Genomic DNA, 14,932 nt, shown 5'->3' on the forward strand with positions numbered 1-14,932 from the left:
GTGAAATCACTCAGTTGCGCGGCGGCGACATCGAAGGACGCGACGGATTCTACGTAATGAAGCTGACCCCCGAGGCGGGCACGCTCAAGACTGGCAAGCCGCGCGTTGTGCCGATCCATGAACACCTGATCGCTCAGGGCTTCATCGAAATGGTTCAGCAGGTTGGGAAGGGGGCGCTGTTCTACAATGACAGGACGCCACAGAAGAAAAGCAATGACCCGTTGAAGCCGTCACGTTCTCGCGCCGACACTGCTCGCGCTCACTGAGGAACATGGGTTCGCGGACTAGGTGTTGACGATCCCGAACTTAGCCCCAACCATGCTTGGCGCCATCTCTTCAAGAGGATCGGTGATGAAATCGGGATGTCGGAGAAAATGAACGACGCCATCACAGGGCACACGCAGGCGACCGAGGGACGGAAATATGGCCCGCCGACCGTATTTGCCATGGCCGAAGCTCTCAAGAAATTCCCTCGCTACAAGCTGGATTGAACGTGTGCTCCCTCGGTGGTCGCGTGTCCGGTTGCTCAGCAAGCCAATGTCTACACGCGGCACCAAGGTAAGCCGAGGATTGCGCAAGTCGGCTAATCCATCAGAAGCGGACGAGCTGCAAGGCGATTAGCGGTTCAATCTCACGCCCTTTTCTCTACACGATGGCCGCTTGTGCCTTGTTTCGGCCGCAAGAGTGAGAATTGATTGAGTTAACAAATGAACATAAATGCGTTCTGAGGTATCCTTATGGAGGCACTTGCAGAGACGGCTCCTTCTGATCTGGCCGACGAACTCACGGCCCATGCGGTTGCCAGCATCGAGGCAGCCGATCATTTCTCTTTTCCCTTCCCCCATATTGTCTTCCGCAATTTCTTTCCCGTGGAGTTTTACCGGGATCTGGTACGGAATGTTCCCACTGAAGGATATGATCCGATCACCGGCACGGGAACGCGTAGGGCGCTGCGCCTCTATGGCGAGAATATAGACAAGATCGATCCGTCACTGCGACCTGCATGGGCTGCGGTGTCGACCATGTTGACCTCGAAGGGGGTCGAGCGGGCGATCCGGAACAGACTGCACGACGGGCTTGAAATTCGCGCTCGCGGCGACAAGGTGCCGGGCGTCGACGATCTGAAGCTAGTAGCGAAGCCGGTGCTCTACTGGGACAGGGACGGCTACCAGATCAAACCGCATCCGGACACACGCAAAAAGGTTGTGACGATGCAGCTTTATTGCCCGGCCGACATCAGCCAGGAAGCTCTCGGCACGACGCTTTATCGGGCTTCCCTCAAAGGCCTGTTTCATGTTGGTTCCTACTGCCTTGAGCCCGTGAAAACCATCCCTTTCCTGCCCAATGTCGGATATGCGTTCGTGGTCCTGAAAGCCTATCACTCGCTGGCAAAGATGAGCTGGCACGGCCGCCCGCCAATCAAGACCGATCAGCCTCGGATCTCCATTCTTAACACCTTCTACATGAACGAGCATGTGGGCTTCTGATCGTTTGCCAAAGACGCAGCGTCCCTCGGACCAGCGAAGACGGTGTTGAGACTGGACAGCGCGTGACCGTCGCTTTTGGCCCGTCGCGTCAATATCGTTAGGTCTGCTTTTGTGGCGCTCTTGGTTGCTAAGCAGACATGTGAATGCATAGCCTAAAATGAGACCGCACGCGGGCTCCCGAGGGAAACCTGTGTGCGGCCTGTTTCTCGTTACGCTGCTTTCACAAGGTAGCTTTTCGATCCCCAGCCGACGCCGGGAAGGTAGCTTACCTTTCTCTCCCTGAGTGCCTGTGAGGCCGGGTGTTAGCTGTCGTTCAACATTTCACGTAGCTTCTTCACACTGCTGAGCTGTAGGTCGCGTTGAATAACGGTGAGGGACACCGGGCCGGGCGCCTGCTTCTCCATACAGGAGATGAGCCGTGCGTGAGAGCTACCGATGCGAGGCTTCTTCTCCTTTGGGGTGTCCAGTGCGAAGGCCCAGTCTGTCACCTTGATCCCCGGCATATCGGCCTTGATGTCATCGAGTACAGCGCCACCCAAGGCATCCTTCGGCAGCACAATAAAGATGTCAGCAGGAGGGCAGTGGCCTTCAGCATCAATCACTTGTCGGCAGCAGATACGGTTGGCAGCTTGGATCACAGACACGGACATCTGATGTTGTTCCATCGTCTTCCGAACGTTCTTGTACTGCTTCCACTCCGGTGATTGCAGCCATTCGTCATCCTGTGCCCCTTGCAGCGCGCAGAACATGTTGGTGGCCCACCTCTGAGGGAGATAGGGCAATCCAAGGATCACCGCCGTATCGCAGTCCTGCCATGTATTCCGGCCGTCTCGTCAGGCCGACCGGGACGGAATTGACAATTTCGTCGGAAGCGCGACCTTTGGAAACGCCACTGAATCACGGCCAAGGGCAGCGGCGTTCTCTGGGGTGGCGTGGCGTCGGCGTCGAATATGCGCTGGACTTGAACTGGATTGTCGGCGGCGAATTCCTGCATACGATGTATCGGATGGCGATGCGACCATTCGCCGACGGGAGGGGCAGACCCGATGCCAATTGCAGCATCGGCGGCCAACTCACGACCGACGTTGCGCGCGTGAGGCTCAGCTACAAGTTTCAGTCGCCGCCGCTAGCCCTCAAATCATTCGGACAGGGGCGAGCCGAACTACCTCATCCCCACCACTACCCACACCGCCACGGGCAACGTCACCGCCGCCAGCAACGTCCCCAGCGCGACCGCGCCCGACACCGGGTTCACCAGCCGCCGATACTGGACCGCGAAGATGTAGGCGTTGGCGCCGGTCGGCATTGCCGCGAACAGCACGATCACGCCGGCCGCATTCGGCGGCAGGGCGAGCAGCTTTGCCAGCACGAACGCTGCGACCGGCATCGCCAGCAGTTTCAGCGCGCACATCACCAAAATGCTCAGCTTCTCGCCCTTCACCTCGAATCGAAACAAATTGATGCCGAGTGCGATCAGCGCGGCTGGCGAGCCCGCCTGCGCCAGCAGCTCGATCGTGCGGTCGACGACGGGATTGAGGCCGAGGCCCGTAAAACGCCAGACCACGCCGAAACCTATTCCCAGCATCAAGGGGTTGCGTGAGAGATCCGCGAGCACCGGCCAGATGATCGAGAGCGGCGAGCCGCTGCGCTTTTGGCTGACGAGCTCCATTTGCAAAATGCCGCAGAGCCAGAGCAGCGGCGTGTTCACCGACAGGATCAGCGCCATCGGTCCTGCCGCCTCGTTGCCGAGCGCGGAGAGCACGAGCGGAATGCCGAGCATCACGATGTTGCCGTAGACCGAGCCGATCGCGAACACGACGCCGTCCTCGCTGGTAGCGCCCCGCGCGCGCAGCGCCGCCGAGAGCGTCAGCGCCGCGATCCAGGTGAGCGCGAGCGCGCCGTAATAGCTGCCCCACATCCGCCAGGGGCTGACGTCGGGGAATTCCGACACGACGATGGTGCGAAACAGCAGCGCTGGGATGGCGATGCTGAAGGCGAATTCGGAGATGCCCTTGTGCGCGGTCTCGGAGACGAAGCGAAACAGCACCGCGACATAGCCCGCCGCGATCAGGGCGAACACCGGTGCGACGATCAGGATGGTGGCCATGCGCCCTTTGACCTCACGGGGATCGGCCGACCACCCCACGCATTTTTCGATGCCGGCATTATGCCCCTGTTTTGCCCGACGAGTCAAAACGGATTCGTAAAATCCGCAGATGCCTCGAGGCCCGGCTACTGTGCATGGGGTTGTTTTCGCAGTTTTTGTTGGAGGGCCCCCCGAGCCTGCAGCTGGAAGGCGATCTCGTCAGTTTCGCCGAGGGTTAGCCGGAGTCCTTGACCAAACTCAGCTGTCATCCTCCGCGACCCGGCTCCGCCGGGGCCACAAGGGTGCTCGGCCCGCCGAAGCTTCGGCGAATGCGGCAAGCCGGCTGACGACAGCGGAGGAGATGGCCGGCTGCTCCGGCCTGTTGCCGAGACCGCACAACTCCGGCCTTTCGCATCCCCCCTCGTTGCCAACGAACCGCGGTTCACCCACACTCCGCCACGGTCAGACATTGGGGGGATCGATGCCGGCGTTTCACTCTGGGAAGTCCGTTCTTGCTGCCATCGCCGGGGTCGCGCTGGCCGTGCTGGTCCAACCGGGCTCAGGCCTTGCCTACACGCCGGAGCAGCAGCAGGCCTGCACGCCGGATGCGATGCGGCTGTGCGGCGAGTTCGTTCCGAACGTCGATGCCATCACCGCCTGCATGATCCAGAAGAAGGCGCAGCTGTCGCCGCAATGCAAGGTGTTCTTCCGCGAGGGCCCCGAGCCCGGCGAAGCCCGCGCCGATCGGCCGACCAACGCCAGTGCCGCGTCGAAGAGCTCGGCGAAGAAGAGCAGCAAGCCGGCGGCGAAGGCGAGCAAGAAGAAGAAAAGCGACGAGGGCTGAAGCGCGCCGCACGTTCCTTGTTCGAAACCTGCTGATGCCCGGGGGGCGTCTTCACCCGGGCATTTGCATGTCCTGCGATGTCCTCCGAAAGCGAGAGGCGTGAAAGCGGTTTGTTCGATCCGCGAAGCAGATGATTGCGGGTCAGCCGTGCGACAGCGTCGGACTCGTTTTGTTCGCAGCACCATGCGCGCGGACCCGCGGCGATTGCCGCCACACGCGATGGAAAAGAGTCTGAAGAAAGTTTGCGCGGCAGGGTTGCATTCGGCTTTACCGCCGCGTTGCTCGAAAAGCGCACATATGCTCGTTTCAGGCGCGATGCATTGTGGCTTGTGTCTCGTCGCGTGCAGCAGTGTGACTCAAAAGCCAACACGCCTTGTTATTTCGTGGCGGCCAAGCAACTCCGGTAAATTTTTCTTTCCCGAATCAGTGCGCTGATTCATTTTCGCGGCCAGGGGTCAATCTGGAGGCCAAGGGTATGAACGTTATTGTTTTTGCATCGCGTAAAGGCGGCTCGGGCAAGAGTACCCTGGCCGCACATCTCGCCGCGCAGATCAAGGCGAGCAAGCAGGTGATGCTCGTGGACGCGGATCCGCAGGGCTCGCTGACGCTGTGGCACAAGCTGCGCGGCACCAACGAGCCGCCGATCAAGGCCGCCGTGAACTCCGTCAGCGGCATCGTCTCCGCTGCCAAGCGCGACGGTTATGAATGGGTGTTGATCGACACGCCGCCGAACCTCTCGGCCGTCGTCGACGACGCGATCAAGAATGCCACCATGGTGGTCATCCCCGCCCGTCCCGGCGTGTTCGACGTCAACGCGGTGCAGGAAACCATCCAGATGTGCCGCGCGGCGCGCAAGCCCTACGCGGTCGTGCTCAACGGTGCTCCGGCCAAGCGCGACGAGGCCGAAAGCCCGATCGTCACCATCGCCCGCGAGGCGCTGGCGAAATTCCGCGCTCCGGTGTGGGGCGGTCAGATCACCAATCGTTCGGATTTGTTGATGGCGCTCAGCCACGGCGAAGGCGCGCGTGAATATCAGGCCGAAAGCCGTGCGGCTCAGGAAATCGCAAGGCTGTGGGCGGCGATCGAGCGTTCGGTCAAGGCCATTCGCGGCACGGCGTCGGGATCCGGCGCAATGCACAAGCAGGCGGCGTAATTTTTCATAGATCATTGCCCGGACGGAAAACGCGCGGGAAGGTCCGCGCGTTTTGCGTTTCCGGGCTCACCTGTCATTCCGGGATGATGCGTAAGCGCCAGATCCGGAATCTCGAGATGAAACTCACGCCACCATCAGCATGTAGAACACGATGACCGGCGACAGCGTCAGGATCACCGACCAGATGCCGACGGCCCAGAGGATGTCTTCGGTGGTGAAGCTCTCTTCGGTGGACAGGCTCTGCCGTCCGGCGCCGAAATGCGACGCCATTTCATTATGACTATTCACAAACGCCCCCGCGATTTCTTCGCTTATGGGCATCATGCTATGCGGGATGTTTTAAAATTCCGGCTTGCAAGCCCGCTCGCATTTTGAGCGCATTTGCCACTTGAGCTTAACCATCGCGGCGCGCCGCCGTCTCAGGTCAGCCAGACCCGGAACAGCAGCACCGGCATCAGGCCGAGCACCACTGCCCAGAACGCGAACGACGAAACGACGAGAATCCCCTGCATGAGATCGGCGGGCGCGAATTGCTGCGCGGCCGTAGGCCGGGTGCGATGCCCCATGGTCATTCCCCCTTTTTGGTAGACTTTGGGAAGGACGATAGGTGCGGTCTCGTAAACGAGACGTGGATGCGCCATGCGGCAGCTGCGAAGAGTGTTGGGGTGCGATTAACCACGTGGGCGCCTTACCCTCTGCCCTTGCGGGAGAGGGTGGCTCGCCGCGTAGCGGCGAGACGGGTGAGGGGTCCCTCTCCTCACGAACAGTGTTGCGCGTCGAGAGAACCCCTCATCCGGCGCTTCGCGCCACCTTCTCCCGCAAGGGGACAAGGACGAGCTGCGCGCGTGGAGAGAGTGCACTACGCCGGAACTTTCATCCGTCGCTCGATCTCGCGATCGATCGTGGCTGCGAGCTCGCTGCTCACCTCCACCATTGGCAGGCGCAGTTCGGGGCTGTCGATCAGGCCGGATCGCCACAGCCAATACTTTGCCGGCGCGGGGCTCGGCTCGGTGAACAACAGGCGCGTGAGCGCGGCGACCTCATTCCAGCGCGCCTGCGCGGCGTCGTGGTCGCCGCGCTTCGCCTCCGTGTACATGGCGGCAAAGGTCGCGGTCTCGACATGGGCCGACAGCACGATGCCGCCATCGGCGCCGTCGATGAGCGCCTCGAGATAGTTGGCGTCCTCGCCGGTCAGCACGCGAAATCCCTTGGGCCGGTCACGCAAGAGCGCGATCGATTGCTCGCGGCTGGCGCCGCAATCCTTGACGCCGACGATGTTGGGATGCCCGGCGAGCCGCAGCGTGGTCTGGTTGGTGATGTTGACCGCGCAGCGATAGGGAATGTTGTAGAGCGCGATCGGCCACGCCGCGTGGTCGGCGAGCGCCTCGAAATGCGCCAGCAGTCCGCGCTGAGACGGCCGCACGTAGTAGGGGCTTGCGATCAGATAGCCCTCGATCGGCCAGTCCGCGGTCTCGTCCAAGCGGTCCTTCAGCCGCGCAGTGTCGGCGCCCGACAGTCCGAGGCAGATCGGCAAGGTGCGGCGGCCCGCCGACATCTCGTCGCGCACCACGGCGACGAGGCGCTCGAGCTCGCCCTCCCGCAGCGTCATGCCTTCCCCGGAGGTCGCCCCCAGGATGAAGCCGTCGACAGCCTGTCCGCTGTAATGCCGGGTCAGCCGCCGCAGCGAGGCCTCGTCCAGCTTGCCGTCACGGAACGGCGTCACCAGCGGCAGCCAGAGTCCGTGCAAATGGTCGCGTAGTCCGGTCATGTTCCATCTCCTTCTCGGGAAAAACCTGAGACGGAGGCACATGAAAAAACCCCGTCCAGGTGGCGGGGTTTTCGGGATCTAGCTCGCGATGACGAAGCCGTTAAAAGCGCGCGCAAAACTCCGAGGTCCCCGGACGGGGACCTTTTTTCGAAACGCGTGCGCACGACTTCGTGATCATTGGCAAAGAATGCGGGGGACGCCCAGAACTGTCAATACACGCGGAGGGCGAAAGCCCATTTCGGCAGAAAAAAAGCCGGACCCGAGGGCCCGGCTTAGGTATTGGCCACGTGAGGCCGACACAATCACCTTCCAAGAGGGATTACTGAACTCCCGCGCCACTGGAGGAGGGGGACAAATGCGCAACGCGAAGGCTCAGCGTGCAAACAGTATGGGCTTGACGAGCGCCGTGCAGCAACAGCCGAGGCCGCATGTCAGACATGCGGAAATCAGGACGGCCAGCGCTGCGCCTTGCTCACCACGAAGTCGCGGAACACCTGCACGCGCGCGACCGTCTTCAACTCCTCGGGATAGACGAAATAGGTGTCGAGCTGGATCGAATCCGATTCGCCGAACAGTTGTACGAGCTTGCTCTGTTCCTCGACCAGATAGTCGGGCAGTGCAGCGATGCCGAGGCCCTGCTGACAGGCCCGCACGAGGCCGAGGATGTTGTTGACCTTGAAGTACGCCTCGCGCGGGCCCGAGCCGTTGCGCGCGGCTTCGACCAGCCAGTTGCGGTTCTGCAGATGCGGCGCGAAGTTGCCGTCGGAGAGCGTGATGATGCGATGGGAGTCGAGTTCCTCCAGCGTCCGCGGCGTGCCGAAGCGCTTGATGTATTCCGGCGAGCAATAGGCGTGGAAGCCCATCGCGAACAGCTTGCGCTGGATCAGGTCCGGCTGCGTCGGCTTGCGGGTGCGGATCGCGACGTCCGCCTCGCGCATCGACAGGTCGAGCTCCTCGTCGGTGACGATCAGCGAGATCCGGATCTCCGGATAGAGCGCGGTGAATTCGCCGAGCCGCGGGATCAGCCAGTTGATGCCGACGCCCGGCGTCGTGGTGATCTTGAGATCGCCGCTCGGCCGCTCGCGGCTGTCGGTCAGTTTCGCGCGCGCCGCCTGCAGCTGCATGAACACGTCATGCGCGGTGCGGAACAAGAGGTCGCCCTGCTCGGTGAGGATCAGGCCGCGGGCGTGGCGGTGGAACAGCGAGACCGAGAGCTCCTGCTCCAGCGCCGAGACCTGGCGGGAGACCGCCGATTGCGACAGGCCGAGCTGCTCGCCCGCATGCGTGAAGCTGCCCGCTTCCGCCGCCGCGTGAAACACCTTCAGCTTGTCCCAGTCCATATCCGTAAATCCGTCGCGTGTTCGGGGCATGATCTTCATTCCGCTGCGGCGCGCTCGCTGGCGCGCAGGGCCAGGAAACGTTCGGCTTCGAGAGCGGCCATGCAGCCGAGGCCGGCGGCCGTGACGGCCTGGCGATAGGTCTCGTCGGCGACATCGCCGGCGGCGAACAGGCCGGGCACCGACGTGGCGGTCGAGTTCGGGGCGACCTCGACATAGCCGGACGGTTTGAGCTTGACCTGGCCCTTGACCAGCTCGGTTGCAGGCGCGTGGCCGATGGCAATGAAGACACCGTCGGTCTTCACGTCCGAGAGCGCACCGGTCTTGACGTTCTTCAGGCGGACATGGGTGACCTTGTTCGGGTTCTCGGTACCGCAGATCTCGTCGACGGCGGAGTCCCAGATCACCTTGATCTTCGGGTGCTTGAACAGGCGTTCCTGCAGGATCCGCTCCGCGCGGAAGTGATCGCGACGGTGCACGATGGTGACCTGCGAAGCATGGTTGGTGAGGTAGAGGGCTTCCTCGACCGCGGTATTGCCGCCGCCGACCACCACGACCTCCTTGCTGCGGTAGAAGAAGCCATCGCAGGTGGCGCAGGCCGAGACGCCGCCGCCCTGGAATTTTAGTTCCGACGGCAGCCCGAGCCAGCGTGCCTGCGCACCGGTGGCGAGAATGACGGCGTCGGCCAGATAGACGTCGCCGCTGTCGCAGGTGAGGCGGAACGGCCGCTGCGCCGTATCCAGCTTGACGACGAGATCGGTGACGATCCTGGTGCCGACATGGACCGCCTGCTTCTCCATCTGCTCCATCAGCCAGGGGCCCTGGATCACGTCGGCAAAGCCCGGATAGTTCTCGACGTCGGTGGTGATGGTGAGCTGACCGCCCGGCTGGATGCCCTGGATCAGGATCGGCTCGAGCATCGCGCGCGCGGCGTAGATCGCGGCGGTGTAACCGGCGGGGCCGGAGCCGATAATGACGACCTTTGCATGAACAGGAGCGGACATTTCGATGGACGCCTTTCACGGGGGATTTGCAGCGCGGGCGCGGAACGTGCCGGGAGGCCTCGAGGAGGCGCTGAAATATCAGAGCTAATCTAAGCCTTCTGATGAGCCATGCAAGAATTGCATTCCCTGTCGGCGGATTTTTCCAACAAGGAACAAAAGTCGATTGCACTGCACGCGCAATAAAATTGCGCTAACCGTGCGGACTAGGCTATGAGGATTGCGACAGACCCACCCAATACCGCCGCAAAGGCCAGGAGTTCCAATCACGTGTCGCGGAGCCTAGACGAGATCGACCTGAAAATTCTCACCGAGATTCAGGCCGATGGTCGAATCACCAATGTCGAGCTGGCCAAGCGGGTCGGCATCTCGCCGCCGCCCTGCCTGCGCAGGGTCCGGGCGCTGGAGGAGGAGGGGTATATCCACGGCTATCGCGGACTGCTGGACGCGCGAAAGCTGGGGTTCGACGTCACGGTGTTCGCCGCCGTGCACCTGTCCAGCCAGGCCGAGGCGGATCTGCGCGCCTTCGAGGAGTTCGTTCGCGCCGAGCCCCTGGTGCGGGAATGCTGGATGTTGTCGGGCGAGGTCGATTTCATCCTGAAATGCGTCGCGCCGGACATGGCGACGTTCCAGGATTTCGTGACGCACCTGACGGCGGCGCCGCATGTCCGCAACGTGCGGACGTCGCTGGTGCTGCACAATTCGAAATACGAGGCGGCGGTGCCGCTCGAGGTGAAGGGACGGAGGTAGGGCTTCACCTCTCCCCGTTCTTACGGGGAGAGGCGAAGACCAGCTGATGCTCCTCTCCGTCATTGCGAGCGCAGCGAGCAGTCCAGACCGTTTCCGCAGAAAGATTCTGGATCTGCTTCGCTGCGCTCGCAATGACGCGTGGCGAGGGCGTGAGTTCACCACAACCCGAGCACCACGCCGAAACAAAAAGGCCGCGCACTGCGCGGCCTTTTCGAAACGTCAGGGGACGCAGCGGCAAAAGCTTACCGCCACTCCACCTTGGTGATTTCATAGGCCTTGGCGCCGCCGGGCGTGTTGACCTCAACGGAGGCGCCCTTCTTCTTGCCGATCAGCGCGCGCGCGAGCGGCGAGGTGATGGAGATGCGGCCCTTCTTGGCGTCGGCCTCGACCTCGCCGACGATCTGCCAGACCGTTTTCTTCTCGGTGTCCTCGTCGACCAGCGTCACGGTGGCGCCGAACTTGATGGTGTCGCCGGAAAGTTTCGAGATGTCGATGATGTCGGCGCGCGCGAGCTTGTCCTCGAGCTCGGCGATGCGGCCCTCATTGTGGGACTGCTCTTCCTTCGCGGCATGGTATTCCGCGTTTTCCGACAGGTCTCCGTGCGAGCGCGCCTCGGCGATATGCTCGATGATCCGCGGACGGTCCACAGACTGGCGCTGCTTCAATTCTTCCCCGAGCGCGACAAAGCCGGCCTGGGTCATCGGAACCTTTTCCATCTCTTCTCTCGTCCTTCGGCCGGCGCGCCCCACTGACAGAAGGGCGCGGCAACCTTGATTCGTCGATATTTCCGGGGCCGAACACGCCGCCACCGGAACGTTATGTGGGTCTGGCGCCGGAACAGAACAACCACATGGCCGGACAGTTCCTCCGGCCATTGTAGCTTCATTGCCAACCACTTAGCGGCGGGCTCACCGCCGCTCGCGATCAGGTTTCCGAAAAGTAGCTCTGCAGGGTGCGAACCTCAAGGTCCCCGCCCAGATAGGCGCGGATGCCCTGCGCCGCGGCCACGGCCCCGGAAAGAGTGGTGTAATACGGCACTTTATGCAAGAGGGCGGCGCGACGCAGCGAACGGCTGTCCGCGAGAGCCTGCGGGCCTTCGGTGGTGTTGAGGACGAGCTGGACGTCGCCATTGGTGATGGCGTCGACGATGTGCGGCCGTCCCTCCAGCACCTTGTTCACCTTCTCCGCCGGGATGCCCTGGTCGGTCAGGAAGCGCGCCGTGCCCGAGGTCGCCAGCACCCTGAAGCCAAGCGAATGCAGCTGGCGCACGGCATCGGCGATACGGACCTTGTCGCTCTCGCGCACCGAGACGAACACTGTGCCCTTGCGCGGCACCCGCGTGCCGCCACCGAGCTGGCTCTTGGCGAATGCCACCGCGAAGGAGCGATCGATGCCCATGACCTCGCCGGTCGAGCGCATCTCGGGGCCGAGCACCGTGTCGACGCCGGGGAAGCGGGCGAACGGGAATACCGATTCCTTGACGCCGACATGCTTGAGATCGGCCCTCTTCAATTTGAAGTCGGCGAGTTTCTCGCCGGCCATGATCCGCGCCGCGATCTTGGCGACCGGCGTGCCGATCACCTTGGCAACGAACGGCACCGTGCGCGAGGCGCGCGGATTGACTTCGAGCACGTAGATCTCGCCGTCCTTGATCGCGTACTGCACGTTCATCAGGCCGACGACGTCGAGGCCGAGCGCGAGCTCGCGCGTCTGACGCTCCAGCTCCGCGATCATCTTGGTGTCGAGCGAGTGCGGCGGTAGCGAGCAGGCAGAGTCGCCGGAATGGATGCCGGCTTCCTCGATGTGCTCCATGATGCCGACGATGAAGGTGTCCTTGCCGTCCGAGAGGCAGTCGACGTCGACTTCGGTGGCATCGGTCAGATAGCGGTCGAACAGCAGCGGGTTCTTGCCGAGCACGGTGTTGATCTGCCCGGTCTTGTCGTTGGGGTAGCGCGCCTTGACGTCGGCGGGCACCAGCTCCGGCAGCGTGCCGAGCAGATAGTCGTTGAGCTGGTTCTCCTCGCGGATGATCTGCATCGCGCGGCCGCCGAGCACGTAGGACGGACGCACCACCAGCGGCAGGCCGAGATCGGCGGAGACGAGCCGCGCCTGCTCGACCGAATAGGCGATGCCGTTCTTCGGCTGCTTGAGGCGAAGCTTGTCCAGCACGCGCTTGAAGCGGTCGCGGTCTTCCGCGAGGTCGATCGCATCGGGCGAGGTGCCCAGGATCGGCACTTCGGCGGCTTCCAGCGCACGCGCGAGCTTCAGCGGGGTCTGGCCGCCGAACTGCACGATCACGCCGTGCAGCGTGCCGTTCGACCGCTCCTTCGCGATGATCTCCAGCACGTCCTCGGCGGTGAGTGGCTCGAAATAGAGCCGGTCGGCGGTGTCGTAGTCGGTCGACACGGTCTCCGGGTTGCAGTTGACCATGATGGATTCATAGCCGGCATCATGCAACGCGAAGCAGGCGTGGCAGCAGCAATAGTCGAACTCGATGCCCTGGCCGATGCGGTTGGGCCCGCCGCCGAGGATGATGACCTTCTTCTTGTCCGACGGCGTGCTCTCGTCGACGGTGCGGCCTGCAAATGGCGACTCGTAGGTCGAGTACATGTAGGCGGTGGGTGAAGCGAATTCAGCCGCGCAGGTGTCGATGCGCTTGTAGACCGGACGGACACCGAGCGCGTGGCGCTTCGCGGTGACCGCGGCCTCCGTCGTCTGCGCGAGCACCGCAAGTCGCGCGTCGGAGAAACCCATTGTCTTGAGCGTGCGCATGCCGAAAGCATTGCCGGGCAGGCCGTGCTTCCTGACCTTCTCCTCCATGTCGACGATGCCGCGCATCTCGCCGAGGAACCACGGATCGATCTTGCAGGAGTTGAAGATATCCTCGTTCGACCAGCCGAGCCGCATCGCCTGGGCGACCTGAAGGATGCGGTTCGGCGTCGGCGTGCCCAATGCGGCGCGGATCGCGTTCTTGTCGTCGTCGCGGCCGAGACCTTCGATCTCGATCTCGTCGAGGCCGGTGAGGCCGGTCTCCAGTCCGCGGAGCGCCTTCTGAAGGCTCTCCTGGAAGGTGCGGCCGATCGCCATGACTTCGCCGACCGACTTCATCGACGTCGTCAGCGTCGAGGAGGCACCGGGGAATTTCTCGAAGGCGAAACGCGGGATCTTGGTCACCACGTAATCGATCGTCGGCTCGAACGAGGCCGGCGTTGCGCCACCGGTGATGTCGTTGGCGATCTCGTCGAGCGTGTAGCCGATCGCGAGTTTTGCCGCGACCTTGGCGATCGGAAAGCCCGTGGCCTTCGACGCCAGCGCGGACGAACGCGATACCCGCGGGTTCATCTCGATCACGACCATGCGGCCGTCTTCCGGATTGACGCCGAACTGCACGTTGGAGCCGCCGGTCTCCACCCCGATCTCGCGCAGCACCGCGAGGGAGGCGTCGCGCATGATCTGGTATTCCTTGTCCGTCAGCGTCAGCGCCGGCGCCACCGTGATGGAGTCGCCGGTGTGCACGCCCATCGGATCGAAATTCTCGATCGAGCAGACGATGATGCAATTGTCGTTCTTGTCGCGCACCACCTCCATCTCGAACTCTTTCCAGCCGAGGACGGATTCCTCGATCAGGACTTCGTTGGTCGGGGACGCGTCAAGGCCGCGCTCGATGATGTCGAGGAACTCTTCCTTGTTGTAGGCGATGCCGCCGCCGGTGCCGCCCATGGTGAAGGAGGGACGGATGATCGCGGGCAGGCCGATCTCGGACAGCGCCATCATGGCCTGGCCGAATGCGTATTCCTGGTAGCGCTTGCGACGGTCGCTTTCGCCGAGGGTCCATTGGCGGTCGAGCTCCTCGAGCGCTGCGCCCGACAGCTTCTCGCGCTCGGCGTGGTATTTGTCGCGGAAGGACTTCTTCAGCTCGGACGCGTTGGCGAGCCGCGACTTCGGGGTCTCGAGCCCGATCTTGGTCATGGCCTCGCGGAAGAGCTGGCGATCCTCGGCCTTGTCGATCGCGTCGGCGGTCGCGCCGATCATCTCGACGTCGAATTTCTCGAGCGTGCCTTGCCGCCGCAGCGACAGAGCGCAGTTCAGTGCGGTCTGGCCGCCCATGGTCGGCAGCAGCGCGAAGCCGCCGGGAATGACGTGACGTTCCTTCTCGATGATCTTTGCGACGATCTCCGGGGTGATCGGCTCGATATAGGTCGCATCGGCCAATTCCGGATCGGTCATGATCGTGGCCGGGTTGGAATTGACGAGGACGATGCGATAGCCCTCTTCCTTCAGCGTCTTCACCGCTTGCGTGCCCGAATAGTCGAACTCGCAGGCCTGGCCGATCACGATGGGGCCGGCGCCGATGATCAGGATGGTCGAGATGTCGGTTCGTTTAGGCATCACCGCTCGCGGGCTGGAATTTGGGCACAAAAAAAGGGCGCGCTTGCCGCGCGTCCCTTGAGCGAGAGCGCGGGGGTCTCCCTCGCGCGCGGGTGGGTCTTAGACCAGTTTTCGGGG

General features: G+C 62.9%; 14 protein-coding genes. 5 read left to right on the top strand and 9 right to left on the bottom strand.

All coding sequences use genetic code 11. The features are described 5' to 3' along the window. Window positions 1-56 precede the first annotated feature (56 nt). Window positions 57-266, top strand: coding sequence for a hypothetical protein (locus ACRQ5Q_RS05785; protein WP_439396426.1), 210 nt, complete (start codon window positions 57-59; stop codon window positions 264-266). Between the two features lie 471 nt (window positions 267-737). Next, window positions 738-1,487: a hypothetical protein gene (locus tag ACRQ5Q_RS05790; protein WP_439371023.1), complete on the top strand. Its 750-nt coding sequence runs from the start codon at window positions 738-740 to the stop codon at window positions 1,485-1,487. A gap of 302 nt (window positions 1,488-1,789) precedes the next feature. Here the strand turns inward: ACRQ5Q_RS05790 and ACRQ5Q_RS05795 are convergent, their stop codons facing one another. Together ACRQ5Q_RS05795 and ACRQ5Q_RS05800 are read right to left on the bottom strand one after the other, a co-directional pair. Next, window positions 1,790-2,236 (bottom strand): hypothetical protein, encoded by a 447-nt coding sequence (locus tag ACRQ5Q_RS05795; RefSeq protein WP_439396428.1) that lies wholly within the window; start codon window positions 2,234-2,236, stop codon window positions 1,790-1,792. Between the two features lie 413 nt (window positions 2,237-2,649). Beyond that, the gene (locus ACRQ5Q_RS05800; protein WP_439396430.1) at window positions 2,650-3,594 is read right to left on the bottom strand and encodes an AEC family transporter; all 945 of its coding nucleotides are present in this window, start codon (window positions 3,592-3,594) and stop codon (window positions 2,650-2,652) included. 460 nt (window positions 3,595-4,054) lie between these two features. Here ACRQ5Q_RS05800 and ACRQ5Q_RS05805 point away from each other — a divergent pair, with 460 nt between their 5' ends. Further along, complete coding sequence (locus ACRQ5Q_RS05805; RefSeq protein ID WP_439371018.1) at window positions 4,055-4,417, top strand: hypothetical protein; 363 nt, start codon at window positions 4,055-4,057, stop codon at window positions 4,415-4,417. A 475-nt stretch (window positions 4,418-4,892) separates the two neighbouring features. Next, window positions 4,893-5,570: an AAA family ATPase gene (locus ACRQ5Q_RS05810; protein ID WP_439396432.1), complete on the top strand. Its 678-nt coding sequence runs from the start codon at window positions 4,893-4,895 to the stop codon at window positions 5,568-5,570. 123 nt (window positions 5,571-5,693) lie between these two features. Here the strand turns inward: ACRQ5Q_RS05810 and ACRQ5Q_RS05815 are convergent, their stop codons facing one another. The 5 genes from ACRQ5Q_RS05815 to trxB form a co-directional block, all read right to left on the bottom strand. Beyond that, window positions 5,694-5,891, bottom strand: a complete 198-nt coding sequence (locus ACRQ5Q_RS05815) for a hypothetical protein (RefSeq protein ID WP_439396434.1) — start codon at window positions 5,889-5,891, stop codon at window positions 5,694-5,696. 98 nt (window positions 5,892-5,989) lie between these two features. Further along, on the bottom strand, window positions 5,990-6,211 hold the full coding sequence (locus tag ACRQ5Q_RS05820; protein WP_439371017.1) for a hypothetical protein: 222 nt from the start codon (window positions 6,209-6,211) through the stop codon (window positions 5,990-5,992). Between the two features lie 218 nt (window positions 6,212-6,429). Further along, window positions 6,430-7,338 carry a 4-hydroxy-tetrahydrodipicolinate synthase family protein gene (locus ACRQ5Q_RS05825; RefSeq protein ID WP_439396436.1) on the bottom strand — a complete coding sequence of 303 codons (909 nt, stop codon included), beginning with the start codon at window positions 7,336-7,338 and terminating at the stop codon, window positions 6,430-6,432. Window positions 7,339-7,784: 446 nt separating this feature from the next. Next, the gene (locus tag ACRQ5Q_RS05830) at window positions 7,785-8,708 is read right to left on the bottom strand and encodes a LysR family transcriptional regulator (RefSeq protein WP_026312114.1); all 924 of its coding nucleotides are present in this window, start codon (window positions 8,706-8,708) and stop codon (window positions 7,785-7,787) included. Between the two features lie 5 nt (window positions 8,709-8,713). Beyond that, window positions 8,714-9,679, bottom strand: a complete 966-nt coding sequence (trxB, locus tag ACRQ5Q_RS05835) for a thioredoxin-disulfide reductase (protein ID WP_439371014.1) — start codon at window positions 9,677-9,679, stop codon at window positions 8,714-8,716. Window positions 9,680-9,946: 267 nt separating this feature from the next. Between trxB and ACRQ5Q_RS05840 the strand changes: the two genes are divergently transcribed. Next, window positions 9,947-10,426 (top strand): Lrp/AsnC family transcriptional regulator, encoded by a 480-nt coding sequence (locus ACRQ5Q_RS05840; protein ID WP_026312113.1) that lies wholly within the window; start codon window positions 9,947-9,949, stop codon window positions 10,424-10,426. 242 nt (window positions 10,427-10,668) lie between these two features. Here ACRQ5Q_RS05840 and greA read toward each other — a convergent pair whose 3' ends face one another. Together greA and carB are read right to left on the bottom strand one after the other, a co-directional pair. Beyond that, window positions 10,669-11,142 carry a transcription elongation factor GreA gene (gene greA / locus ACRQ5Q_RS05845; protein WP_027563740.1) on the bottom strand — a complete coding sequence of 158 codons (474 nt, stop codon included), beginning with the start codon at window positions 11,140-11,142 and terminating at the stop codon, window positions 10,669-10,671. A gap of 208 nt (window positions 11,143-11,350) precedes the next feature. Further along, window positions 11,351-14,815, bottom strand: coding sequence for a carbamoyl-phosphate synthase large subunit (carB, locus tag ACRQ5Q_RS05850; RefSeq protein WP_439371013.1), 3,465 nt, complete (start codon window positions 14,813-14,815; stop codon window positions 11,351-11,353). Window positions 14,816-14,932 lie beyond the last annotated feature (117 nt).

Source organism: Bradyrhizobium sp. PMVTL-01 (genome assembly GCF_051861855.1).
Taxonomy (GTDB): domain Bacteria; phylum Pseudomonadota; class Alphaproteobacteria; order Rhizobiales; family Xanthobacteraceae; genus Bradyrhizobium.

Coding starts and splice junctions, on each gene's coding strand:
- ACRQ5Q_RS05790 (WP_439371023.1), top strand. CDS start 738: ATGGAGGCACTTGCAGAGACGGCTCCTTCTGATCTGGCCGACGAACTC.
- ACRQ5Q_RS05795 (WP_439396428.1), bottom strand. CDS start 2,236: ATGTTCTGCGCGCTGCAAGGGGCACAGGATGACGAATGGCTGCAATCA.
- ACRQ5Q_RS05825 (WP_439396436.1), bottom strand. CDS start 7,338: ATGACCGGACTACGCGACCATTTGCACGGACTCTGGCTGCCGCTGGTG.
- ACRQ5Q_RS05830 (WP_026312114.1), bottom strand. CDS start 8,708: ATGCCCCGAACACGCGACGGATTTACGGATATGGACTGGGACAAGCTG.
- ACRQ5Q_RS05815 (WP_439396434.1), bottom strand. CDS start 5,891: ATGCCCATAAGCGAAGAAATCGCGGGGGCGTTTGTGAATAGTCATAAT.
- ACRQ5Q_RS05805 (WP_439371018.1), top strand. CDS start 4,055: ATGCCGGCGTTTCACTCTGGGAAGTCCGTTCTTGCTGCCATCGCCGGG.
- ACRQ5Q_RS05810 (WP_439396432.1), top strand. CDS start 4,893: ATGAACGTTATTGTTTTTGCATCGCGTAAAGGCGGCTCGGGCAAGAGT.
- trxB (WP_439371014.1), bottom strand. CDS start 9,679: ATGTCCGCTCCTGTTCATGCAAAGGTCGTCATTATCGGCTCCGGCCCC.
- ACRQ5Q_RS05820 (WP_439371017.1), bottom strand. CDS start 6,211: ATGGCGCATCCACGTCTCGTTTACGAGACCGCACCTATCGTCCTTCCC.
- ACRQ5Q_RS05785 (WP_439396426.1), top strand. CDS start 57: ATGAAGCTGACCCCCGAGGCGGGCACGCTCAAGACTGGCAAGCCGCGC.
- ACRQ5Q_RS05800 (WP_439396430.1), bottom strand. CDS start 3,594: ATGGCCACCATCCTGATCGTCGCACCGGTGTTCGCCCTGATCGCGGCG.
- carB (WP_439371013.1), bottom strand. CDS start 14,815: ATGCCTAAACGAACCGACATCTCGACCATCCTGATCATCGGCGCCGGC.
- greA (WP_027563740.1), bottom strand. CDS start 11,142: ATGGAAAAGGTTCCGATGACCCAGGCCGGCTTTGTCGCGCTCGGGGAA.